Annotated in this window: 22 protein-coding genes; 7 read left to right on the top strand and 15 right to left on the bottom strand. The window is 60.6% G+C overall.

All coding sequences use genetic code 11. The annotated features are described in order from the left end of the window. Positions 1-992: 992 nt before the first annotated feature. Positions 993-1,118, bottom strand: coding sequence for a helix-turn-helix domain-containing protein (locus ABID26_RS32080; RefSeq protein WP_126102580.1), 126 nt, complete (start codon positions 1,116-1,118; stop codon positions 993-995). 99 nt (positions 1,119-1,217) lie between these two features. Next, on the bottom strand, positions 1,218-1,562 hold the full coding sequence (locus tag ABID26_RS32075; protein ID WP_126098415.1) for a hypothetical protein: 345 nt from the start codon (positions 1,560-1,562) through the stop codon (positions 1,218-1,220). 1,007 nt (positions 1,563-2,569) lie between these two features. Here ABID26_RS32075 and ABID26_RS32070 point away from each other — a divergent pair. After that, positions 2,570-3,403: a methyltransferase domain-containing protein gene (locus ABID26_RS32070; protein ID WP_292368247.1), complete on the top strand. Its 834-nt coding sequence runs from the start codon at positions 2,570-2,572 to the stop codon at positions 3,401-3,403. A 246-nt stretch (positions 3,404-3,649) separates the two neighbouring features. Here the strand turns inward: ABID26_RS32070 and ABID26_RS32065 are convergent, their stop codons facing one another. From ABID26_RS32065 to ABID26_RS32055, 3 genes are read right to left on the bottom strand one after another with little or no spacing between them, the layout of a single operon-like run. Continuing rightward, complete coding sequence (locus ABID26_RS32065) at positions 3,650-3,910, bottom strand: hypothetical protein (RefSeq protein ID WP_292374569.1); 261 nt, start codon at positions 3,908-3,910, stop codon at positions 3,650-3,652. 12 nt (positions 3,911-3,922) lie between these two features. Next, a complete protein-coding gene (locus ABID26_RS32060; protein ID WP_292374571.1) occupies positions 3,923-4,528 on the bottom strand; it encodes a BRCT domain-containing protein in 606 nt (201 codons plus the stop codon). Between the two features lie 12 nt (positions 4,529-4,540). Further along, positions 4,541-5,362 carry a thermonuclease family protein gene (locus tag ABID26_RS32055; protein WP_354417615.1) on the bottom strand — a complete coding sequence of 274 codons (822 nt, stop codon included), beginning with the start codon at positions 5,360-5,362 and terminating at the stop codon, positions 4,541-4,543. Between the two features lie 128 nt (positions 5,363-5,490). Here ABID26_RS32055 and ABID26_RS32050 point away from each other — a divergent pair, with 128 nt between their 5' ends. After that, the gene (locus ABID26_RS32050) at positions 5,491-5,712 is read left to right on the top strand and encodes a KTSC domain-containing protein (protein ID WP_354417613.1); all 222 of its coding nucleotides are present in this window, start codon (positions 5,491-5,493) and stop codon (positions 5,710-5,712) included. On the opposite strand, the gene ABID26_RS32045 is transcribed toward ABID26_RS32050, so the two are convergent. Next, positions 5,709-5,894 (bottom strand): hypothetical protein, encoded by a 186-nt coding sequence (locus ABID26_RS32045; RefSeq protein WP_126098413.1) that lies wholly within the window; start codon positions 5,892-5,894, stop codon positions 5,709-5,711. The genes ABID26_RS32050 and ABID26_RS32045 overlap by 4 nt on opposite strands. A gap of 82 nt (positions 5,895-5,976) precedes the next feature. On the opposite strand from ABID26_RS32045, the gene ABID26_RS32040 reads away from it, so the two are divergent. The 3 genes from ABID26_RS32040 to ABID26_RS32030 all read left to right on the top strand — a co-directional run bounded on the left by ABID26_RS32040 (position 5,977) and on the right by ABID26_RS32030 (position 9,362). Further along, positions 5,977-6,876, top strand: coding sequence for an ATP-dependent DNA ligase (locus ABID26_RS32040; RefSeq protein ID WP_292374573.1), 900 nt, complete (start codon positions 5,977-5,979; stop codon positions 6,874-6,876). A gap of 1,432 nt (positions 6,877-8,308) precedes the next feature. Further along, positions 8,309-8,854, top strand: coding sequence for a thermonuclease family protein (locus tag ABID26_RS32035; RefSeq protein ID WP_354417610.1), 546 nt, complete (start codon positions 8,309-8,311; stop codon positions 8,852-8,854). A 277-nt stretch (positions 8,855-9,131) separates the two neighbouring features. Beyond that, a complete protein-coding gene (locus ABID26_RS32030) occupies positions 9,132-9,362 on the top strand; it encodes an exopolysaccharide production repressor protein (RefSeq protein ID WP_354417608.1) in 231 nt (76 codons plus the stop codon). Positions 9,363-9,457: 95 nt separating this feature from the next. Here the strand turns inward: ABID26_RS32030 and ABID26_RS32025 are convergent, their stop codons facing one another. The 4 genes from ABID26_RS32025 to ABID26_RS32010 form a co-directional block, all read right to left on the bottom strand. Beyond that, positions 9,458-9,736, bottom strand: coding sequence for a hypothetical protein (locus ABID26_RS32025; protein ID WP_354417606.1), 279 nt, complete (start codon positions 9,734-9,736; stop codon positions 9,458-9,460). Then, entirely contained in the window at positions 9,726-9,974 is a 249-nt protein-coding gene (locus ABID26_RS32020) for a hypothetical protein (protein WP_354417605.1), read from the bottom strand. The genes ABID26_RS32025 and ABID26_RS32020 overlap by 11 nt, the downstream gene beginning before the upstream one ends. A 343-nt stretch (positions 9,975-10,317) precedes the next feature. Beyond that, positions 10,318-10,755, bottom strand: a complete 438-nt coding sequence (locus tag ABID26_RS32015; RefSeq protein ID WP_435528631.1) for a Ros/MucR family transcriptional regulator — start codon at positions 10,753-10,755, stop codon at positions 10,318-10,320. Positions 10,756-10,924: 169 nt separating this feature from the next. Continuing rightward, positions 10,925-11,557 carry a hypothetical protein gene (locus tag ABID26_RS32010; RefSeq protein WP_354417603.1) on the bottom strand — a complete coding sequence of 211 codons (633 nt, stop codon included), beginning with the start codon at positions 11,555-11,557 and terminating at the stop codon, positions 10,925-10,927. 331 nt (positions 11,558-11,888) lie between these two features. Here ABID26_RS32010 and ABID26_RS32005 point away from each other — a divergent pair, with 331 nt between their 5' ends. Both ABID26_RS32005 and ABID26_RS32000 read left to right on the top strand, forming a co-directional pair. Beyond that, positions 11,889-12,422: a CBS domain-containing protein gene (locus ABID26_RS32005; protein ID WP_354417601.1), complete on the top strand. Its 534-nt coding sequence runs from the start codon at positions 11,889-11,891 to the stop codon at positions 12,420-12,422. A gap of 248 nt (positions 12,423-12,670) precedes the next feature. Further along, positions 12,671-13,126, top strand: a complete 456-nt coding sequence (locus ABID26_RS32000; RefSeq protein ID WP_354417599.1) for a phasin — start codon at positions 12,671-12,673, stop codon at positions 13,124-13,126. 309 nt (positions 13,127-13,435) lie between these two features. Here the strand turns inward: ABID26_RS32000 and ABID26_RS31995 are convergent, their stop codons facing one another. The 5 genes from ABID26_RS31995 to ABID26_RS31975 all read right to left on the bottom strand — a co-directional run. Next, entirely contained in the window at positions 13,436-13,570 is a 135-nt protein-coding gene (locus ABID26_RS31995; RefSeq protein WP_354417597.1) for a hypothetical protein, read from the bottom strand. Positions 13,571-13,596: 26 nt separating this feature from the next. Continuing rightward, a complete protein-coding gene (locus ABID26_RS31990) occupies positions 13,597-14,850 on the bottom strand; it encodes a TadE/TadG family type IV pilus assembly protein (protein ID WP_354417674.1) in 1,254 nt (417 codons plus the stop codon). 764 nt (positions 14,851-15,614) lie between these two features. Next, complete coding sequence (locus ABID26_RS31985) at positions 15,615-16,955, bottom strand: HlyD family type I secretion periplasmic adaptor subunit (RefSeq protein ID WP_354417596.1); 1,341 nt, start codon at positions 16,953-16,955, stop codon at positions 15,615-15,617. Beyond that, the gene (locus ABID26_RS31980) at positions 16,952-18,646 is read right to left on the bottom strand and encodes a type I secretion system permease/ATPase (RefSeq protein WP_354417594.1); all 1,695 of its coding nucleotides are present in this window, start codon (positions 18,644-18,646) and stop codon (positions 16,952-16,954) included. The genes ABID26_RS31985 and ABID26_RS31980 overlap by 4 nt, the downstream gene beginning before the upstream one ends. An 82-nt stretch (positions 18,647-18,728) precedes the next feature. After that, positions 18,729-21,627: beta strand repeat-containing protein (locus tag ABID26_RS31975; protein ID WP_354417592.1), on the bottom strand; the 2,899-nt coding region annotated here is incomplete at its 5' end.

Raw genomic sequence — 21,627 nt, 5'->3', positions numbered from 1 at the left:
GGGCGCTACGGGTATCCAACCAAAGCAGGGTCAAGAAACCCTAAGGCGGTACTTGGTTAGCGGCCGTCCGTATGCCGTGGCTGATGCGGAGCGGGCTGTTGTTTGGTAGCGTCGGGATTACTCGCCTCCGCTTTCTGCTCGGAGTGTCGCCGACCATATAGAAGCCTGAACACAATCCCGAGATACCCGACCTGCAACAGAACCGCGGCGAGAAGGGTCCAGGCAACACTCATCCAAACGGATCCTGTAGCCGCATAGGCCCAGGTTCCGACTACGCTCGACGCCATCAGCATTCCGACCAGAAACTGAGGAAAATACATCTCCCCAATCCTGCTTCCATCCTCGCGATCAAAGCGAAAATTTCACTATTTTAGCAATCGAGCAAGTATCGCCACTTTACCAAATTCGATGCAGCACCGAGTGAGCCGGCGCAGCGCGAAGGGAAGTTCACTTACCATCACTCGGAGCTCACAGGTGATGACGGGTCGCCTGTCTCGAACTTACTATTCGGCTTGCTGCTGTGATCCCGGCCTTGGTGACCGCCATGCTGGTAGTGATCGTCGTAAGGGCGATAGTCTGATCGAGTGACCCGCGAGCAGTCCCTGCGCCGATCACGACTGATCACCCAGAGAGCCCCGCGCCAAAGATGTTTCGTTGCAGGGCGGCGCTAAAGGCGCCCTCGTTCGCAAATCGATCCCAGAGGGCGAAACAGGTTGCGAGCGCGGCCAGAGCCAGAATTGTGCGCATTGGTACTCCCCACAGAGCGTTTGAAAACGCCAATGGCGCGTCTTCTTCGAATATATCTATTGCTATTAAAGTAGGTGGCCCAGCCCGATCACTACGCCGATCGAGAGCAAGCCGGCTTAGGCGTTCTCCCGCGGGCCGGCTTTTTGCCTGCCTGCCGCGCCACAATTGGTGCCGGCGACACCAGCCTCACCTTCGGAAGACCGGTTGGCGATGGGCCCCCGGCGGTAAAGACAACGACGGCTCGCTCAAAATGCCTGGCGCATGGCGAGTTTCCTTGGGCTCGGAATCCTGTGACCATTTTCAAAATCACTGATGATTCCCTGGCCAAGATTGGACTTAGCGGAAAGTCTCACTTGCGACCAGTTCGGCAGCCTTCGCGACGGTCACCTGTCAGGTTCCTCCAGCATGTCTCAAACCGGAATCGAGGGCGAAGGTTCACAAACACTCAATCGAAAAACGGCGGCGAGCACCTAGTTTGGATCGCCGGCCCTTGAGCCGCCGTGAGATCCGCCACCATAGTTGTCACCGCCGGAGCGGCCTCCACCGGAATTGAGGCTTCGGCCGCGAGGGCGAGGGTGAAAGTGATTGCCTCCCCCTCCGTTGCCCGGAATTGAACCGCCAGAATTGCCTGGAGTTGATCCGCCAGATTTCGCGATAGCCTTGGAGTTCAGGCTTGTGCCCAGAAGAAGCGTTATAGCCGGCGGAGTTACCACTGCGAAGCGGCCAGCCTTCTTGAGAAAATCACGACGCGCCTGGGCCTCTGATACCACGTTCTCGGGCACCAAACCTTTAAATTTAGTGCTTTCCGTTGCCATACCGGCACCCCATTCTTTGCAAAACTTACATTAATCCTTCCATGCAAATACAGTAGCTCTCCAAAAGGCTTAGACGTCGCCGGTCGGCTTGAAAGATTTGTCCGCCGGGCGGCGAGAGGACCTCCGCGCGAGACAAAGCAACCTCTGATCCAAGGGTAGATCTAAAGCAACATGCCGATATGCGAGGGGACTCGATGGGACTGTCGACAGAGGGGGCGCCGCCGGCCGACCGCTCGCGCTGGCATAGCATCGGGCCAAGGTGCCGGCGCCCCAAAAGGCGGCCAGATTAGCACGCGCGCGTATGTGCGTAAGGGCAACCGGGGATCGTGGTTAGCGTTGGCCCTCATGTCGGCAGGAGCGGCCCCGGAGCAGGGGCACCGGGTCCCGCCGGCGGAGACTTAGTGTCGCTATGAGGCGTACCGGCTGACGAGCAAATATACGCTTCTGCTTATAGTTGGATCGCATCCCTAGCACGAGCAGGGAACAGCTGTCAGGGTAGCCGCCGGCTTTGGCGCGGAGCCTTGGAGGGAGGCGGCCCGGCACGGTGGCGGGGAGTGGCCAGCGCGGGCCGGGCCTAACCGGTGAGGATCGCTACAAGGCCACCAGCTGGCGAATAAATATACGCTCCCGCCAATAGCCGGAAACGCATCCATATGGATGAAGGTGGGTAAGCAACCAAGTCTGATTCGCCGCCGGGAGGGACGCGCCGACCTTGGAATTGCGCGGCTGCCATTGGACGGCAACGTGTTCGACTGGCGGGTCAGCCATGCTGACATTGTGGCAAATTAAACGGCGGGAGACGATCGAGGCCAGAAAAGGCCGCTATGTGGTCAACACCGATCATTCGCGACTATTTTCGAATTACCGAAACGGACCGCGTCTTGTCCGTCTAGCCTTCACATGCGGAGGTCAATGACCGCGCCGGACGCTCATAGATTCGCACCGCCATTGCGTGATGCCGTTCGGCACGCTTGTATCTGTGGCGCGTCAGAACGGGGAGTAGTCATTTGTCTGCCAGAAACGAAACGTCCGCCGGTCACGAAGCGAGCGACGCCGGCTGGCTCGACCTTCATTTCGAATCGTCGCGCCCCGAATACGAGGCGGCATTCCTCGACGCCGGCATCCGCCCAGGCTGGAGCGTGCTCGACGCCGGTTGCGGCGGCGGCAGCTTCCTGCCGCTCATCTCCAAGGCCGTTGGCCCCTCCGGCTTCATCGCCGCGCTGGACCTCGCGCCCGAAAACATCGCCCGGGTTGAGACACTCGCAGGCACGCTATCCCAGCCGCCGGAAATTGCCGCACATATCGGCAGCATCCTGTCGCTCCCATTCGCCAACGCATCGTTCGATTGTGTCTGGTCTGCCAATGTCATGCAGTATCTGACCCCGGCTGAGTTCGGGCTTGCCGTCGGCGAGGCCAAGCGCGTGTTGAAGTCGGGCGGCATCTTCGCTGTCAAGGATTTCGATTCGACCATCCTGCAGATCCTGCCTATAGATCGGGCTCTGTTCGCGCGTTTCATGGCAGCCAGGCTCCAGGGATTTCGCGACCGAGGCGTGCTCGGCACCGATTGCGGTTCCACCCTTCCGACGCGGCTGCGGCAGGCGGGCTTGGAGGTCATCCGCCGCAAGGGCTGGCTGGTCGAGCGCTGGGCGACCGCGCCTCGTTTCACGCATGACTATGTTCGCGACCTGCTAGCTTATTTTGCGAGCGTCGCACCTAGCTACGCCCTCCCTGATGCTGACCAGGCCTATTGGCGGGAACTGAGGGAGCGGCCGGATCGCCTGATCGACGATCCGGACTTCTGCTATCGCGAGTTCTTCGTCGTGGCGGTCTGTCGGATTTAGTGTTCTGCCGCCGGGTCGGGAGGAGCCCGCAGCGCACGCGACCTAAAACCAAGGAACGCGAGGGCGAAACCCATTGCTGAAATCCGGGATGCGTTGATATGAAAAGTGCATGGGGATACCGTTCCTCTTCGGCTGGTCGACATGCTGTATTATTCGGTCGATCTCCTGGTAGCTGAGATGGCCAGCTACTCCATCGATCATTTTCTGTAAGACTCGTCTTGAAAAGATAAGCATCGTCGTGGGGTGTCAATTCGTGTTCTTGAAGGCTGCGGTCACCCACGCGACCAAAGTCATAAGCGCGGCAGCTGCCAACGGCACCTCGAATACCAACTCGGCCGTTTCGATATGGGAACGGGCCGGCAAATAGAGCCCGGTGAGGCACCAAGGGCTTGCGCCGGTGAGATCAAACCCCAGCAGGCAAGGGACGTTGTCGTGCCAGGACCAAAAGCAGATCCAGGGAATCAACAACACCCACCATAGCCGGCGGAACCCTCGTTTAAGGTTCATACCGCCCAATACCTATAGAAACCTGACCCAATGACTTTCGGTGACAATCGAGATGGGCAGCCCCTGATCGCGCCAGGCTGTAGCTTTGACGATCTTGTCGCCGAACGATGAGTGCTTCCACGATTCAGTGGCATAGGCCCCAATCACCAAAACGTCCGTCTTTTGGGTCAGGTTTCCTGCGGCTCCGCCACGGTCTGCGATAGCCCGCTCACAATGTTTTCGCTGACCGAAATTGAATGTGCCGGTGAAGCAGTACTGTCGGCCCGAAAAAGTCAAAGTCGGAGCCGGATCGCAGAGGGGTAGCGTTGTGGGCTTCAACACTTCTCCGAGTTCGAAATCGCGATTAGAGAAGCTATTTAGCGTGTCCAGAAGTTCGGAGTGTTCATCCGAATCGAGTACGCCGTCATCGAGGATTTCATTCACGCGCCGATACAAGGTTCGGATGATCGGCTGATTGCTGATCTCTGCATTCGCCGCTAGCCATTTCTGAAGAAACTCTACCTCGGCCTTGTTGATGGTTCCGTCTGCTGCCAAGCCGCGTGCTAATCCGATCAATTCGTCGATCTGGCGGGACGAGATGCGATCACCGCCCACGCGATTGTAAAACTTGTTGTCCACCAATCCCTCCCCCTAACACAGCGTTTCGCAAGCGACCCCGTCGCCATCGCGATCCAATTTGCGGCCCCACGAGCAGTTGTGCAGATACCATTGGGCTTCGTCGCACGAGCTGATTTGCGAGCAGTACCGTCGCGGCTCACACGAATAGCCGCCACTCTGCGCGACCAGCTTGCGGCTGAGGTTGCCCAGCGGCTGGCTCGATGGGCGCCGCCCCGTCTGGCTGCGACGTGCGCCAATCCCAAGGCACTTGGAAGTTGCCGACCCACAGACCGACCTTGGCGGATTCCGCCTTCGCTTGCTGCTGTGCATAGGCGCCACGGCTGTACCGGGGCCAATCGAGCGCCTGGCCGTGCTCGACCATCCCGCCACGCTGGCGCCGTCGGCGCGCCGGCAATCGCCAACGAAGCGGTGATATCGGTCCCATGTGACGAACGTGCACTGCACGGGTCTCGAGGCGGCCAGGAAGCCATCCAGCGCCTCCGCCGATCGCCGGCCGCAGGGATATTCGAAACCCTTGGCATCGTCGCAGTACTGCTTGCTCTCAGGAGCGTCGATGCCGTTGAAGCGAATCCGCTGCCCATGGACTTCGATCGTGTCGCCGTCGATGACGGAGACGACGCCAACGATGGGCGCCGGCTTCGGGCCGAGCAAATTCGAAACGCTGATATCCGGCAGGCTGTCGCTGTGCTGAATAGCCGTTTGCGCGGCCAGCGCGCCGGCTGCACCGACCGTCACAAAGATCAGGCGTCGCGGCACGCTCGCCCGCCGGAGCACGCGCGAGCGCTTTGCGCCGGTGCGCTTGCGCCCTTGATCAGATCGGTTGTCGCTGTCCAAGCCCCCCTCTCCCCGACGGGAGCATGCTCCGAAATGCCGCTTGGAGTCCAGATGAAGCGCCAAGGAACGTTCATGTCTCGTTGAGGTTGATTAACAGGCCTGCGCTTCGAGGAACTTGGAATAGTGTCATGCCGTCCACGTCGATAAGCAAAACAGCCTATGACCCAGAGAGCAGGATTCTATCGGTCTGGTTTGTGGCCAGTGGCAAACGCTACGAGTTCGAAGATGTGCCGCCAGAGACTTTTGCGGCATTCCGCGCGGCCTTAGCCAAGGGCCGCTTTTTCAACGACCACATTCGCAATCACTTCCGGTATCGTCGCATTCCAGGCGATGACGATCTTTCCCACTAGGCGTCCATCTCAAGCGGCTCATGCTCGGGCTGCTCATGCCAAGCGACCTGCCGCAGGTCACGCTTGTCGACGCGCTGTCCGCAGACTTTGCATGTGTAGAAATGATCGCTCTCGTTGGCCGGTTCACCGCCGACGCGCTTGCCAGGGCGGCTAAGCGGCGGGATATCAGAAAGTTTCGTCATTATCCTTCTCACATACAATTTCTCTAAAATGCCCGGAACCGGATCGCCTTATGCGGCTTGAATCGCGGTTGGGGCATTGTGCATGCGTAACGCCAAAGAGCGTTTGAAGTTCATGCGGCCGCTTGAGCCGACGCTGGTCGAGAAGCCTCCCGGGGGCGACGGATGGATTCACGAAGTCAAGTTCGACGGCTACCGCTCACAGATCGTCAAGGACGATGGCGACGTTCGCATCTTCACCCGTCGCGGTCTCGACTGGACCGCCAAATATCGCGACCTGGTGGAGACAGCGAAAGGACTCAACGCTCAAAGCGCGATCATCGACGGCGAGATCATTGTCCTGAATGAGGCCGGAGTTTCAGACTTCGGCGAGCTGCGCAAGGCCATCACCCGCCGGCAGCATGACCTGTATTTCGTCGCTTTCGATCTACTCCATCTCAATGGCCACGATTTGCGCGACATGCCTCTAGAGGACCGGCGAGAGGTGCTGCAGGCGATGATCTCTGCCGGTCAGCGGATCCAGTTCAGTGAGGCCCTGCCAGGCAAAGGTGCGGCTGTCTTCCATCTGGTCGAGCAGGCAGGGCTGGAGGGTGTCGTCTCGAAGCGAAAAGGCAGCAAATATCGTTCGGGGCCGTCGACCAACTGGCTGAAGGCGAAGTGCTACACGATCGACGAATACGAACTGCTCGGTGTCGAGCGGGAGGCGGGAAAGCCAGCGTTCGCTCTGATGGCCGAGCGTGGCACAGGGCGCTATGTCGGCAGCGCCTTCATCACCCTGAACCGGGAAATGCGCGAACGGCTCTGGCAGCGCGTCCAGGAGCACGCAGGAGCGGCACCAAAGGGCACGAAGCGGCCGGCGACGCAATGGGTCACGCCGGGGCTCATCGGCCGCGTGAAGCACCTGCGTGGCGAGGAAGACTTACGTCACGCGTCGCAGCAGGATTTCCGCGAGGAGCGAATTCAGTCTGGGGAGCAAGAGATGTGACCGAAGAGGCAATGGCTGCTGCTTTGGCAGCCAGGAATGAGGAGGCGCAGATCCTAGGTATTGTTGATACTACCACCGGATCCGAAGCCACAATCGATTGCCGCCGGTTAGGGGAAGCCATCCAGTTTGTGGCAAACGCTTCGATCCTGGGCTACGACGTCCGAGCCGCGATGGTTTTCTATGGCGGACTGAGATTGCACAGCCTCAGGTCCAGAGATTGCGAGCAGTTGTGGGCGAAGTACGGAGAGGCCCTGCTTCGACAGTAAAAACTTCCCGTTGCGGAGCGGGCCCTCTGGTGCGGCCGTCGGCTTCGTCAAGCGGCCGCTAATATGAAGCCGTGCGTCTTGCCATCGCGATCAGGAATATAATCCTTCCCGGTGCGGCGACCCCACTTTACGAGGATCGCCAGCGCAGCGCGGTCCAGGACGTCGCCGAACTGGTCAAACGGTTTGGGCCGGACCATGGGTTGTCTGCACTGGGATCTGTTGAAGATCATTTTCTGCCACGAATGCCGCGGCGCCGGGCGCGACGATAGGAACCTTCAGTTTACGAACCATGCGGTGACGCCGGACAAGCGCAACGGGCTGGACGCCTTGTCCCTAACCTAGGGTTCGTCCTTAATGGCGGGCCTGCTGGCCGGCCGGAAGGCCTGGAGGCGCGGGAACCTTTCATCCGCGAGCCGCTTTGTATGCATGTCCCGAGCCGTCGAACCACCGATATTGCCAAGGGGTAGCCCAGATCGGGACGTCAACTGTGAAGTCGCCTTGGAAGCGGCCATCGCAGCGCTGATGACTGCCTCCGAGGCGCAGGGGTGGACGCCGCGCGAAACAACTGCGGCCCTACTGAAAATCGCTACGGAGCATGCCCAGCAATTTGGGCTTGTGCCGGCTGAGCCGCCAAGGTGGCGAACGCGAAGAGGTATATTGATCGCGTGTGCCGCGCTCGTGTTTTTGTTGTGCGCTGCCACCGTTTGGTGGGTGCTTAGGTGAGCGGTCAATCGGATAGCAGATCGCGCTGGCGAGCATTAGGCCGGTGATGGCGACGATGTAGAGCGGGACCAGGACCGCCGAACTCGCTTAACTAACCGTGCGGCGGTCTGGCTCTGGGTGGCAGGCTTTCACACGGATTTGCGGCCAATCTGGCGAGGCGCCGGTCTCTTAGCCGGAGGAATGTCTCTTTCCTTGCCAGCATCTGTTTACGATCGTCTTCAGCCGCCGATCGGCCCTGCATCGCGGCAATCATATAGTCGGCTCTGTTGGTCCGATAGTCCTCTTTTTGCACAGGCAACGTCGTTCCTCCCCGAATCGAGGCCCTCAGTCCCTCTTTTTTTGGCTTTGCAGGAACTAACTGCCGATGTGCCGTAGGAGTCTACCAATTGGGGATTGTGTAAAACGATGCACTCTGCAGTCGCGCCTAGGAGATCGGCGACAAGGTGAGGAGATCACGCCTGACAAGCCCGCGGAAATTTCGAAACGATCCGCTTTTCAACATGACGAGAAGGCGCAATAATCGCATTGCCTCGGCCATGTTTAGGTTGACCCTCGCTCTCGCCTTCGTGCTCACCTGTGGCCCCGTGTCCGCAGTAGAGCATTGGTTTGCTCATGACGGCGACACGCTGTGGCATGACAAGAAACGAGTTCAGTTGCTCGGTATCGATGCCCCCGAACTTTCGCAGCCGTGTTTTGATGCCGCTGACAAGATCTGGCCCTGCGGCAGGTATGCGCGTGACCACATTCGCCATCTCATTGCCTTGGGGGATGTATCCTGCACCATCGAAGGCAAGGACCGCTATGACAACGATGTCGGCGTCTGCTTCGTGGGGACCATTGATCTCGGGCGCGACCTGGTGAAACACGGATTGGCGGTAGCCGACACTCGATACCTTGCCGAAGAGCGCGAAGCCCGCATTGCCAAACGCAACTTGTGGGCAGGGAGCTTTATCGATCCAGGCGAATATAGACGGGGTGGACGCCCATAGCTGCTATCGTCGCAGTGCGTCGCCGGCAGTCTCGATGGCAGCCGCGAGACGCTTGCCGGCCGCGATGACCGGAATTTGCAATTCACCAATCACGCTGTGACGCCGGACAAGCGCAAGAGGATAGGAGATGACTGACGAAGTCGGCAGCTTGTTTGCGGTGATCCTCGAGGCCATGCAGCACCGCGAGGACTGATTGACGCGGCCCACGAGGTACTACTTGCGCGACTGCTAAAATAATGAAAACTTTCGGCTCGTTGGGGAATGGAGATTGGGGCCGATGTATTTTCCGCGGTATCTGGTGGGAATGTTCGCCACGACAATCGTTGTGGGAACTTGGATCTATGTCGAGTCAGGCTCATTTTGGACGGCGATCATTTGGTCAGCGATCACATTGATCATCTTACAAGTTGGCTATTTCACGCTGGTTGTCCGATCGGTCTATGGGCCTGAACGCGAGGACGAGTTTGGAACGGCGTTGAAAAAGCGGGAAGAGAATCCCGTAGCCTAGCGGCAGGTGCACACCCTGACCCAGGTCCGTTCCGTGAAACAGGCCATTCGCCTCAGCGAGAAACACCAGAACGCGCGGCCGCTCGCTTGGGGCTGCTAGCGGCCCGGCATCTTGGCGGGGGTTCCACACAGGATGCCGGGCCTGACCGGCAGGAGCGGATGAGGAACCATCACCGGCTGCGGGAAAAGATATACGCTTCTGCCAATGTAATCGTAAACGACGGCCAGCAACACAGTGCCGTCAGCGGAGATAGAGAGCCAAGCCTGCCTGCGGGCAGTCCCTACGAAGTCGCGGCGAAGATCGAACCAGACGGCGCTGCCGAGCATCAGCGCTGTGATGGTGGAGATAAAGAGCGAGACGAGGTTATCGCTCAACGATGACATTGTGACGGTAGGAACGCCCTACCAGCATCTTGACGCAGCCGACCACCCAGCCGAGAGCGCCTAACCCTACCACAACGAGCGGCAGCCCAGGTCGTGGATATGAAGTCGACAATTCGTTGAGTAGCCAGGCATAGCCAAATCCGCTTAGGACCGGTCCGCAGATGAACATGAACGCGCCCACACGGCCGTCATAGGTGAATTCCTGCTGGCTCTGAATTTCGATCTTCACGTTTCGCTCCCCTCTCGCGGTGGTCCTGTTGGCGACCAGAGGAAAGAATTGCGCTGATCGGGGCTAAAGACAAGTTGCGCCTAGCCGCCCTTCTTCAGCCTCACACCGGCGCCGCCGCCATTCTCTGGAATGAACTCGACGCCGGCCGCGCAGCTATTCCACCCGACCGGAGAGCAGGCGCACACGATCCGCGTCCGACGCCTGTTAGAAATCCGATAGGAGAAGCGGGTGTGTGGCGGGATGAGACGTGAGCGTCGGCCGACGCAAGCCCAATGAGAGAGACGGCCGACGGGTACTCAGCCCTTCATTGAGCCACATCTGCAGCCGGATATCATTCTCTGTGCTAAGCTTTCCGCCTTGCCGTTTTCTTCACCGGCTGTGCCGACACCTTCCGGCCGAGCCCGCTTGACTTCGCCAGAGCCGATCTTTGGGCCGCGTAATTCGGCGCCACCATCGGATAGTCGGGCTTCAGGCCCCACTTCTCGCGATATTCTTCGGGCGTCAGATCGTAGTGCACATCGAGGTGCCGCTTCAGTGATTTGAACTTCTTTCCGTCCTCGAGACAGATAATGTAGTCGGGGAACACCGATCGCTTTGGGTTGACTGCTGGGGCCTGGGCCGGTTTTTCCGGCTCGACCACCTGTCCTATCGCCGCCAGCGAGGAATTTACGCTCGCGATAAGCTCTGGAAGTGATGCCACTGGCAATGCATTCTTGCTGACATAGGCAGAAACGATGTCTGCAGTCAGTTCGATCAGGTTGGTCGCTTCGTTGGCCAAGATGAATCTCCGTTTGAAAGCCCGTTGTTCTCCTAGCTTTTGCCAACCATAGAAGCAACGGCGGAAGCGCTGGCGGAATTCATCTCGCACAAATACACTCCATCTGCGCCCCCTTTTTTCGACCAACATGTTGGGCACGCCGGCCAGCACTTCACCAATCCTGTTGATCGGATCATAGGCATTCAGGTGGAAGCTGAAACAGTTTCCCTCCCGGGCCTGTTTTTCCTCCCCGATGGACCACACACCCTTCATTAGGTACGTCAGGTGTTTGCTCGGGTGTTTCCGAACGCTTCTCCGGTTTGCTGGGAATCGTGACGAATGGGACCCCACCGGTCCTGATGACCTTTCCCCCTATAATATGGACCGCGTCAATCTTGATGTTAAGGTGCTGGATGTCCGACCTTGAAGAGTCGTAAGACGCATTGCCCTTCACGGGAACAATCTCAAAATTGAGCTTTAAACCGGCCTTCTGCACAACCACGAAGTCGCTGTCGTATTCATAGCTCTGCATCGAGACTTTAGGGGCACCGGCCACCGCGGAATCCAAGCTCGCAACCACCTGTCCTATCCAACCAGAGAAGCCTGCATCGTGCCCGACCGCGTACGGAGCATTGCAGACATCGAGATTGGCGGCACTCATGTCAATATTGAAATGGATCTCGCTATTATTCGTGAGGGTTCTATCGTTCGATGCGGTGAATCCTGGAGTAAGGGTTGCACCTGTCGCTACCGGTATACCTACACTGGCGCCGCCGCTTAACGTACGACCTTCGACAACGTTCACCTTTAGGGTGACCTTAGCCAATCCGGACAACAGTCCAGTTCTACCGGTTCGGTCTCGATATATTGCCTTCGCGAGTCCACACTTCAGGGAGCCGATGACTTCGTGGAGCGGAACGACAGGGGTGGTTTTCGGTCGCTTTGAAATTGAGGCGATGCGCACCCTTGCAACACAACGGCCAATACTACTGAGCAAATAACAGCTGGACCCCTCATCTCCTACCCCTCTTGTTTTGCGTCTATTTGGATTCCTTTCTTGATGACGCGTCAAGAAGTAAAACGCTGTTTGTTTACGGTGTTTGCATACGCAGCCACTGACGCCCGTTTACCTCGCCGCCACTGCGGAAACGCAGGCGATGGGGCTCGAGGCAGCGGCGCGTGCCGTCAACGTGCGCGACGTCATGATCAGCCGGTTCGAAAGCCTGCCGACGACCGCGACCCTCGACGAGGCGGCACAGGCGCTGTTGCGCACGACGCAACACGAGTTCCCGATCATCGACGGTGGCGGCAGGCTGCGCGGCGTGCTGACGCGTGAGGGGCTCGTCGCCGGCTTGCAGCAGCGCGGCGGTCAGACGCCTGTGATCGAGGCAATGGCCGCAAATATCCCGGTGGTGCGCGACCATGAGAAGCTCATCAAGGCGCTCGAACCCCTGAAGGGGAGCAGCACCTTCGCCCTGTCCGGCTGCGTGATCTACCTAGTTATGAATTCCAATGCCGACGCGAAGATCCGGGCGCTCGCGTGGGGCTTCGTCCTGCGCCGCCTGTCATCATGGGGTTCGCGAGCGGCATCACGTCGAAGGCCGGATGGCTCCGAAAAATCTACGGATGGTTCGGACTCACGTGCTTCCCACTGCCCGGGATTATCACTTCTCCACGTCACTACGGCCTAGCGGTAGCCAGGCCGACGGATATGCCGCGCGGGTGGACTGCGGCTGGATAGTTGACATGTGCCGCAAGCAGCGTTGTCGCCCGATTGGCTCGCCTGCTGCCCTGCTTCCTCTGGAAGGTGCAGGAAAGCCCAGTTTCAAATATAAATATTGTGCGCTGCAACAAAAATGTTTGCACTGCAGGTAATACTGCCACATACTGGTCTCGCTGTGGGGCGGCGAGACACCATCTCAACCGAAAGGATAAGGAAATGTCCAAGACCGCCGACAAGCCCACCGAAGCCGCCGAATTTGCGACAGTCGACCCAGGCAAGGCCACCGATCAACTTCGCGCAGTCGCCGAAAAGGGTGTCGAGCAGTCGAAAGAAGCTCTTGCAAAGTTCCAATCGGGTGCTGAAGACGCCCGGAAGGCGCTCGAGTCGACCGCCGAAACCGCTAAGTCGGTTGGCAGCGAGCTGTCGCTGAAGATGATCGCCGCATTGCGCGCCAATGCCGAAGCTGATTTCTCGCACGTCGAGGCCCTGGTCCGTGCGAAGTCGCTGCCAGAAGTTTTTGAGTTGCAGACTACCTTCCTGCGCAAGCGCGTCGAAATGGGTGTCGAGCAAGCTAAGGAATTTCAGGAACTCACTAGCAAGGCGGCGGCCGACGTCTCCAAGCCGGTCACAGACGCCTTCGAGAAGGTGCTGAAGGATCTCAAGGCCGCCTGATTGTTTAAGCGACCGGAGCAAATCGGGACACAGGAGATCGACGCCCCCCGCCGATCTTCTTCTTTGTGGCTTGCCATCGCGGCTACGGCTGAGGACGGACACCGGATGGTCGCCCTGGAGGGCGCGACGCCAGGTTCCGATGCTTCGGTCCGGCCTCCGTCTATTTCACCGCTCATTGCTGTCTGCGATGCCGAGGTGCTCGTTGGCGGCCGCGGTCATCTTCTGTGGCGACCAGAGCGGTTCGCAGGTCACCGTGACCTCGACGAACTCGATCCGGAACACTACAAGCCGCGTCGCGGGCCCCCTCCTTCAGGTAATGGTTGGGCAGCCGCGCGTCGTCGTGGTCATCACGAGGTTTGACGACGCCGCTGTCGTTGACCAGGACGGCAGATCGACGATGTTGTAGCCGAGTTCCGGATCGATCACGAAGCGAAGCGCCTCCATGTGGACCGCGCGACGGCCTCATGTCGCTACTCGACGAGCTGCACGGACTGGGCAGCCGGGATATCCTTCATCCCGAGGCTCGAGCAATCCTGGTTGACGGTCGAATTGCCCGACCACTGAATCGTGTCGGCCACAACCTGGGTGCACCCGTTCTTGCCCGAGAAATTGCCAAGATAGTCGACCTCCTGCCTGGGGAAATAGATTGCGCCGGTCAGCAAGGAGGTTGCGGTGCCGTTGAAGTTGCTTTTTGCGCTGGCGCCATTCCTGTCGCCATAGAACAGCACCCCGGAATAGGTGCCCGAGGTCGGCGCGCTCAGCGTCACGGTGGCGTTGCCGTTGATACTCACCGTCGAGCTGCCGGCCATGAAAATGGTTACGCCGTTGGTGCAGGGTGCGGCGCAGGTGATGACTGCGCCGGCGTTGATCTTTAAATTGCCCTGCACGACATAAGTACCGGAAGAAAGCGCGACATTGCCGTTGAGGTTCATGCCGCTGCAGTAGGTCCCGGACTGGAGTGTTTGCGTCGTCTTTCCGCCGTTGACATTTCTGCACGGGTTGGTGGCGGCGGGCGTCGGCAGGCTGGAGAACGGATCGGACGCTGGCAGAGCCTGGGTGATCGGAGACTTGCAGACCGTGGTCACCGGATTGGTCAGCGAAACGCCGCCGACCGTGATCAGGCAGTCGGTCTGGAGTCCGGCCGAGCCCTGCACCTTGATGGCATCCGGGGCGGTCGAATCCGACATGACCGAGCAGCCGCTGAGCTTGACGCTCGTGCTGCCGGAAAACAGCGCCGCCTGCGCGGCCGATGGATTGAGCGCCAGCACGCAGGCCTTGGAGGCATCGGTGATGAGCGCCACCGCCCTCGCCTGCTCCGGCACCTTGCTCTCAGTGAAAATGGCGGTGAACATCCGGTCAAGGTTCTGGTTGAGGATCACCTCCACCGCCTTCTTGGCCGCGTTCGGCCCCGAGGTGGGCGGCGTGTTGACGACGATGGTGCCGGTACCCAGCCCGTTGTCGGTGGCCGACTGCGTGGCGGCCGCCGTGATCGCCGCGGTGTTGGAGCCGGCGACCTTCTCCAGCGCGCCGGCATAGGCGGCGGCGTCGGCCGTCGCCTGCAGCTTCAGGCTCGAATAGTACCAGTAGGACGTCTCGACACCCAGCCCCGCCCCGGCGACGACAATCGGCAAGGTCAAGGCAAAGATGACCGCAACGTTGCCGCTCTCGCCTCGTCGCAGGTGATGAAAGACGAAATGTCTGAATATACGGCCAAATGACGCCATGGCGGAGCGTGCCCAAGCTATCCCAGCCATTACGTCAGCATCCCTCGATAAACGAATGGCTAATTTTTTGCTAGACGTGCGCTTGTCGGACCCCAGAGTGCAAATTCGGTTCAGGTTTTCGGACCTTAGGTCCAAGTGTCGTAAGACTTAAGGCTTAACTTGCGGATTGGATTGCCAATTTAGCATTTTGGTGATGCGACTGCGCTCGTTCCTGGTCCACGCCGAGCCGCCGAACGTTCGAAAATCGCCACCTTTTGCCCGCAAATCATCCGCACATCGCGGCACAACCTTCGCATTTGAAAGTCGTGATGTCCTCCCGGCTCGAATTTCGGCGCCAGAGATGGCCGCGCGCCTCCAACTCTTCGAAGAGGAATACGGGTTCGCGCGGCAATCGACCGCTCCCTAAGAATCACGCACGTGACGGTCATTCCGACTGCTGGACGGGGCCTCGGCTTCCAGCAGAACTGAGCAGTCGACCGCGTCGTGAAACTCAGCAGTAGGATCAAACAAGAGCCAGGAGGCGTAAGACCGAAGCCGCTTGAGCCTGGCCGTTTTTTCGAGCCGCGCCTGGCGCTCATCCTCCCCTGGCAATGTTCGAGGTGGTGTTTTGTTTTTCTCGACAGGAGATTGCATGGCTTGCCTCGGGGGCGTCGCAGAACGTATGGCAAGATCGGAGGAGTAGTGACTAGAGCTTCCTCCAGGTCTCTGATTGAATTTTAACACGATCCCAGCAAACTGACTGCTCCGGACGTTCGGTTTTCCTTTTACTTCTGCCGGAACGCCGTGTGCAGCGACGTCGTCAGCGGGCCGAGAATATAGTCCAGCGCGGTGCGTTCCTCGGTCACGATCATGACGGACGCCGGCATGCCGGGATAAAGCTGGATCTGCGGGGCGGCGGCGAGCTCTTCCGCGTCCACCGCAACGTCGGCGACATAATAGGGAAAGCCGGTTTTGGCATCGGTGACGCGGTCGGCCGAGATGCGGGTGACGCGGCCGTGGATGACCGGCGTCGTGCGCTGCTTGTAGGAGGTGAAGCGCACTTCGGCCGTCATATCGGCGCGCAGGCTGGATATGTCCTCGACCTTGACCTGCGCCTGGACGATCAGCGAATTCCTGGCCGGCACGATGTCGAGGATAGTCTGGCCGGGGGAGACAACCGCGCCGGTGGAAAAGACCGTGAGGTCCATCACCTGGCCGTCATAGGGCGCGCGCACTTCGGCACGGTCCACCGTGGCCTGCGCGGCAAACATCTTCGGCACCAGATCGGCAAGGCTCGACTGGGTGTCGATCAGCATGGCCGACAGCTTTGCGCGGCGCTCGTTGGTGAGCTGCGCAATCTGGCTCTCGAGCTCCGCCTTGCTCTGGCGGTTTCCCGCGATTTCGCCGAGAGCCTGGTCGATGAGGCCCTGCAGGTCGGACGCCGAGCGGTCAAGCTCCAGGATACGCGGCTTGGTCGTCAGCCCGGCTTTCAGAAGCTTGTTGAGGCCCGCCTTTTCGTCGATCGTCGATTTGAGCTGCGCGCGAAAGGATTCGACGCGCGCCTGCTTGCCGTCGATCTGCTCGTCGAGCTCGGCGATCCGCTTCTGTAGGATCTGCCTGGCGCCGGCCATGGAAGCGCGCTGGCTTTCGAGGTCGGCAATCTGGTTGGCCATCGCGTCCTGCAGGTAGGCTTGGTGCTCGGCGGTGATGTCCTTCGGAAAGGCGACCGCCTCATGGCCGTCGAGCTCGGCGCGGATGCGGGCATCGGTGGCGCGCAGCAGCGCATATTGCTGCGAATAGAGATTGAATTCGGAACGGGCACGTGTGTCGTCGAGCACAACCAGCACATCGCCGGCCCTGACCATGTCGCCGTCCTTGACCCGGATTTCCTTCACCGTGCCGCCGTCGAAATGCTGGACGCTCTTGCGGTTGCCCTCGACCTTCACCACCGCGTCGGCAAGCACCGCGCCGTTGAGCGGCGCGAGAGCCGCCCAACCGCCGAACACGCCGAAGAAGAGCGCGATGATGAGCACGCCGACCCAGACCGGTCCCCGGATCGAATCCGGGTTGGCGCCCGCGTCTTCGGCGGCGGAGAGGCTGCGATAGGTGGCGGCGATATCGGTCATTGGGTCGCCACCGCGATGGGCGCGGCGCGCTGGTTGAGCAGCGCCACGATCTCGTTTCGCATGCCGAAGGCTTCGACCGCGCCGTCCCGCAAGAGCAGGATCTTGTCGACATTGGCCAAAGTCGAGGGCCGGTGCGAGACGATGATGACCGTGCTGCCACGGCGCTTGAGCTCCAGCGCGCATTCGCTGAGCGCGCGGTCGCCATCGGCATCGAGATTGGAGCTTGGCTCGTCGAGCACGATGAGGTTCGGCATGCCGAACACGGCGCGGGCCAGCGCGATGCGCTGCCGGTAACCGCCGGACAGCACCGCGCCGCCCTCGCCGATCTGCGTCTCGTAGCCTTGCGGCAGGCGGATGATCATCTCATGCACGCCGGCGAGCCGGGCGGCCTCGATCACCTCGCGGTCGACATCGGTCTTGAAGCGGCCGATGTTGGCGGCGACCGTGTCCGAAAACAGCTCGATGTCCTGCGGCAGGTAGCCGATATGGTCGCCGAGCGACTCCCGCCCCCATTGCGTGAGGTCGGCGCCGTCCAGTCGCACCGTGCCGCGGCTCGGCTGCATGATGCCGGCGAGATGACGGGCGAGCGTGGACTTGCCGGCGCCGGATGGACCGACGATGCCGAGCGCCTCGCCGGCATCGAGCCGGAACGAGACGTCGCGCAACAGCACCTTCTGCAGGCTGGGAATGGCGAAGCTGAGCTGCTCGACGGCAATCTTGCCGGTCGGCTTCGGCAGGTTGAACGAGCGCTCGCCTTGCGCGCCGCCGTCAAGCAGCTTCTCGACCCTTGCAAGGGCGGCCCGCGCCAGGATCAGGCCGCGCCAGAGGCCGACGATCTGCTCGACCGGCTGCAGCCCCCTGCCGAGCAACAGGCTGGCAGCAAACATCGAGCCGCCGGTGATCTGCCGCTCGATGACCAGATAGGCGCCGAGGCCGAGGATCAGCGACTGCATGGTGAGGCGCAGGAAGCGGATCAGGCCCGACATCAGCGCGGCGCGGTCGCTGGCCTGCCCCTGCTGCCGGAGCGCCAGGCCGCGGTCGCGCCCCCAGCGGCGCACGAGGCCCTCGAGCATGCCCATGGCGCGAACGACTTCCGCGTTCCTGAGGCTCATCTCGGTGAAATTGTAGTTGGCCGTGGCGAGGTCGTTGGCCTGCTTGAGCGGTGCCCGGACCATGTATTCGTTGAGCACCGCCATGGCGATGAGAAGCAGCGAGGAGCCAAGTGCGAAGAAGCCCAGCCATGGATGCAAGAGGAAGATGATGCCGATGTAGATGGGCGACCATGGCAGGTCGAACAGCGCGTGGATGCCGCTGCCGGTGATCACTTGGCGGAACGTGTCGAAATCGCGTATCGGCTGGCTTTGCGCGGCGCCCTGCGACGGCGTCTCGACCGACGCGGCCAGGATCCTAGCCGAGAGCAGCCGATCGAGCCGCGCGCTGGCCCGCGTCAAGATCGCGGCGCGGACAAGGTCGAGACCCGCCAGCGCCAGGAAGGCCGCCAGAAGCACGAGCGTCAACATCACCAGCGTCGTCTCGCTGCCGCTGGTGACCACACGATCGTAGATCTGCAGCATGTAGAGCGGGGATGCGAGGTAAAGCAGATTGATCGCCAGGCTGAACACCGCCGCGAAGACGAAATAGCGGCGGCAGGCGCGAAGCGCATCCCTGACGATTCTAGACTTGCCGTTCAATTCCAGAACCCCACTCGATACTCGTCAGGTCGTCGTTCTTCAGGCGCGTGAGCCGCCGGACACCGGCGGCTCACGCATTGCTTCAAACGAACTCGCTCGTTCCGCTGGCCACGCCCGTCAGCGAGAACTCCGCCGGATTGTAGGTGACGACGGTATGGCCCTCGCCGTCATCCCCAAGTTTGAAGCCGTCCGCATCATAGGTACCGAGCAGATGCAGCGTCGCATTGTGCGCGCCGTCTGAGACCGTCAGCGTGCCGCCGCTGCCGTCCTGGTTCGCCTGGTAAACGGCCGTCGTGGCGGCGCCGAACGAGATATCGTTGAGGTCCAGCTTGTCGTCATTGGTGATGCCGCCGATCAGCCCGCTGTAGTCGAAGGAATCGTCCAACTCCAGCGTGCCGGCCGCATCATGGGCGAAGGTGACGTCCGTCGACGATGCGCCGCCGAATTCCAGCTTCGACAGATTGCCGATCGTGGCATCGCCCTCGCCGGTGACCGCGCCGTGGATGGCAATGTTGCCGCCATTGGCCCACAGCATGCCGGAATTCTCGACCCCGCCGGCAACGACCAGGCCACCCGCGCCGGTCGCTTCCAGCGTGCCGGAATTGGCGACGACGCTGCCGCCGGTATCGATGACCAGGGCATTCGAGCCGGAGGCGATGATGGTGCCCCTGTTGTCGAGCCCAAGCATGCCATCGCCCAGTTGGCCGGCGCCTGAGATGGTGTTGTCGACATTGGTCAGGGTGACATCCGGACCGGTACCGGAAATGATATTGAAAGCGCTGTCGGAGAGCTCGACCTGCCCGCCGCCATGCAGCGTCACGCCGTGCTGAATGACCTGCAGCAGGGTTTCGCTGCCGGCCGAGTTCAGCGAGATGACGCCGCTATTGTTGACCGTGCCGCTCAGCGGCAGCAGTGCGCCGTCGCCAATCGTCATTGTGCCGGGGTTGTTGACCACCGGCGTCTGGTCGAAGACGAAATTGCCGGCGCCGAGCGCGGAGGAATGCACCCCGTCCAGTGTGATCGACTGCCCGTCGCCGAGCGTAATCACCGCATTGCCGTTGGCATCGTCGGCGGTATGCGCCTGAACATCGGCAAAGCTCTGGAGCCCGGAGTAGCCGATGAGGTCGATCTGGTCGGCGGCCGCGTCGAAGCTGTGCACGGTATCGTTGCCGATCGGCTGCGAGAAGACGAACAGATCGTTGCCGCTGGAGCCGGTGAGAACGTCGTCGCCCGACCAGGCGAAGATCGGTGATCCCGGCGCATAGGCCTCGACATTGTCGGCGATCGATGCGCTTCCGGTCGTGCCGTCGGCATTGGTCCAGGCCATGTGGACGTCAAGCACTGCGGCGCCAGTATAATTGGGCGGGGTGATGACGGTGAGCGAATGCACATCGTTGGTCTGCACCGTCCAAGACCCATCGGCGTTCTGCACGGCGCCATCGATGACCCAGCCGGCGGGCATCGCGGAGACAGTCACTGATACTGGCATGTGACTACCGGTAGGATCGGCCAACGCCAGATTGATTGGCTCGCCTGCGATGCCGGCCGGCTTTGCCACGCTGATGGTGATGGAATGAGAAATGCTGGTGTTTGTGCCATCACTGGCTATGACATTGACTACACGCGGTGTCTGATCATGCGCGCCAGTTTTGGTATCCGCGTATTGTAGTCCTTGAAGGATAGTTTGGTAGGTGGCGACTGTTGCCGACCCGGTGACCGACAGGACGCCTGTCGTCGTATCGTAGCTTACCGTCAGACCAGCGGCTGTCGCGAGGGAATTTGCACTCGCAGTCAGCGACAAGAACTCTTTCGGATTGCCGATCCCATCGTCCGGTCGGTTCGTCAATGTGGCCGTCAAGGACATCAATATCGTCGAGTCTGCATCCGAAATGGTCGCAGAGCCGGCGATAGACACAGGCGTGGTCTGCGAGGGATAGCTGGCTGTCGCGTTGTTTCCGGAACCGGGTCCATTAAGATCTACAACCGGCGCTTGGCCTCCACCCGTTACATTAATAGTGGCAGTGGCGCTGCTGGTATCCGTGCCTCCGTTGGCCGTGCCGTCTCCATCCACCAACGTATAGGTCACCGTCTTGGTCGCAGTGGGGCTGGTAGCGTTGGAATAGAGGATATGGTCGGCCAGGGCCGCCGCCGCCGCTTGCGTGGCATTGGCGTTGAACGTGATGACGAGGTTCGACCCGTTTGTACCACCACTGAACGTTCCGATGACCGTACCGCCATATGTCACGTTGCTGCCGCTGACGCCGATCTGGCCGGCGCCGGTGCCCTGGTTCTGGATGGCCAGCTGGTCGGCCGACGTGCCGTTCGATGTAAAGGCGACAGTCAGCGAGCCGCCGTTGAAATCGGCCGAGTCTATGTCCGTGACCGTCCCCGAGGGCGCAATAGCCGTGGCGGCAGAACCGGCCGTATAGTTGATACTTGTGGAGGTTCCTGCCGAAGCGCCGTTCAGGTCTATGACGGGCGCATCGTTGGTGCCGTTGATTGTGACGGTAACCGTCTGGGTGTCCGCGGCCGCATTGTTGTCGCTGCTTTGCACCGTGTAGGTCAGCATCAGAGACTGACCGGCAGCGAGATAGTTGAAGGCCTGTGTGCCCGAGTTGAAGGTCCAGCTGAGATTGTGCGTGTCCGTCGGGTTAGCAGCAAGCCCCGATGTCGGGGTCACATTTAGCATTGCCAGCAACTGGGCATTGGACAGGCCGAGGCCTGCCGTCGTTCCCGAGGCAACCACGCCGGTGACCGAAGAACTGACCGTGTCGGCAACGTCGGCGTCGGTTACCGTCAAGGTGCCGTTGGCCGTCAAGCCGGCATTTGTCTCCGTCAAAGTGGCCGACGCGGTGTCAGGGGTTCCGGTTCCCACAAGATGAATGTCCGGGGCGTCGTTGACACCGGTGACGGTGATGGTCAGCGAGGCGACCGAGGTCGCGCCGTGCTCGTCGGTGACGGTGTAGCTGGCCACCACGTCG

It is taken from the genome of Mesorhizobium shonense, assembly GCF_040545255.1.
In the GTDB taxonomy this organism is placed as follows: domain Bacteria; phylum Pseudomonadota; class Alphaproteobacteria; order Rhizobiales; family Rhizobiaceae; genus Mesorhizobium; species Mesorhizobium shonense.
Note: the sequence above shows the minus strand (reverse complement) of the source record. Positions and strands in the feature narration are given on the sequence as shown.

Excerpts from the sequence above, each read along its gene's own strand:
- ABID26_RS32075 (WP_126098415.1), bottom strand. The coding sequence starts at position 1,562 with ATGGCAACGGAAAGCACTAAATTTAAAGGTTTGGTGCCCGAGAACGTG.
- ABID26_RS32065 (WP_292374569.1), bottom strand. The coding sequence starts at position 3,910 with ATGAACCTTAAACGAGGGTTCCGCCGGCTATGGTGGGTGTTGTTGATT.
- ABID26_RS32050 (WP_354417613.1), top strand. The coding sequence starts at position 5,491 with ATGCCGTCCACGTCGATAAGCAAAACAGCCTATGACCCAGAGAGCAGG.
- ABID26_RS32045 (WP_126098413.1), bottom strand. The coding sequence starts at position 5,894 with ATGACGAAACTTTCTGATATCCCGCCGCTTAGCCGCCCTGGCAAGCGC.
- ABID26_RS32040 (WP_292374573.1), top strand. The coding sequence starts at position 5,977 with ATGCGTAACGCCAAAGAGCGTTTGAAGTTCATGCGGCCGCTTGAGCCG.
- ABID26_RS32030 (WP_354417608.1), top strand. The coding sequence starts at position 9,132 with ATGTATTTTCCGCGGTATCTGGTGGGAATGTTCGCCACGACAATCGTT.
- ABID26_RS32005 (WP_354417601.1), top strand. The coding sequence starts at position 11,889 with ATGGGGCTCGAGGCAGCGGCGCGTGCCGTCAACGTGCGCGACGTCATG.
- ABID26_RS32000 (WP_354417599.1), top strand. The coding sequence starts at position 12,671 with ATGTCCAAGACCGCCGACAAGCCCACCGAAGCCGCCGAATTTGCGACA.
- ABID26_RS31995 (WP_354417597.1), bottom strand. The coding sequence starts at position 13,570 with ATGGAGGCGCTTCGCTTCGTGATCGATCCGGAACTCGGCTACAACATC.
- ABID26_RS31990 (WP_354417674.1), bottom strand. The coding sequence starts at position 14,850 with ATGGCGTCATTTGGCCGTATATTCAGACATTTCGTCTTTCATCACCTG.
- ABID26_RS31985 (WP_354417596.1), bottom strand. The coding sequence starts at position 16,955 with ATGACCGATATCGCCGCCACCTATCGCAGCCTCTCCGCCGCCGAAGAC.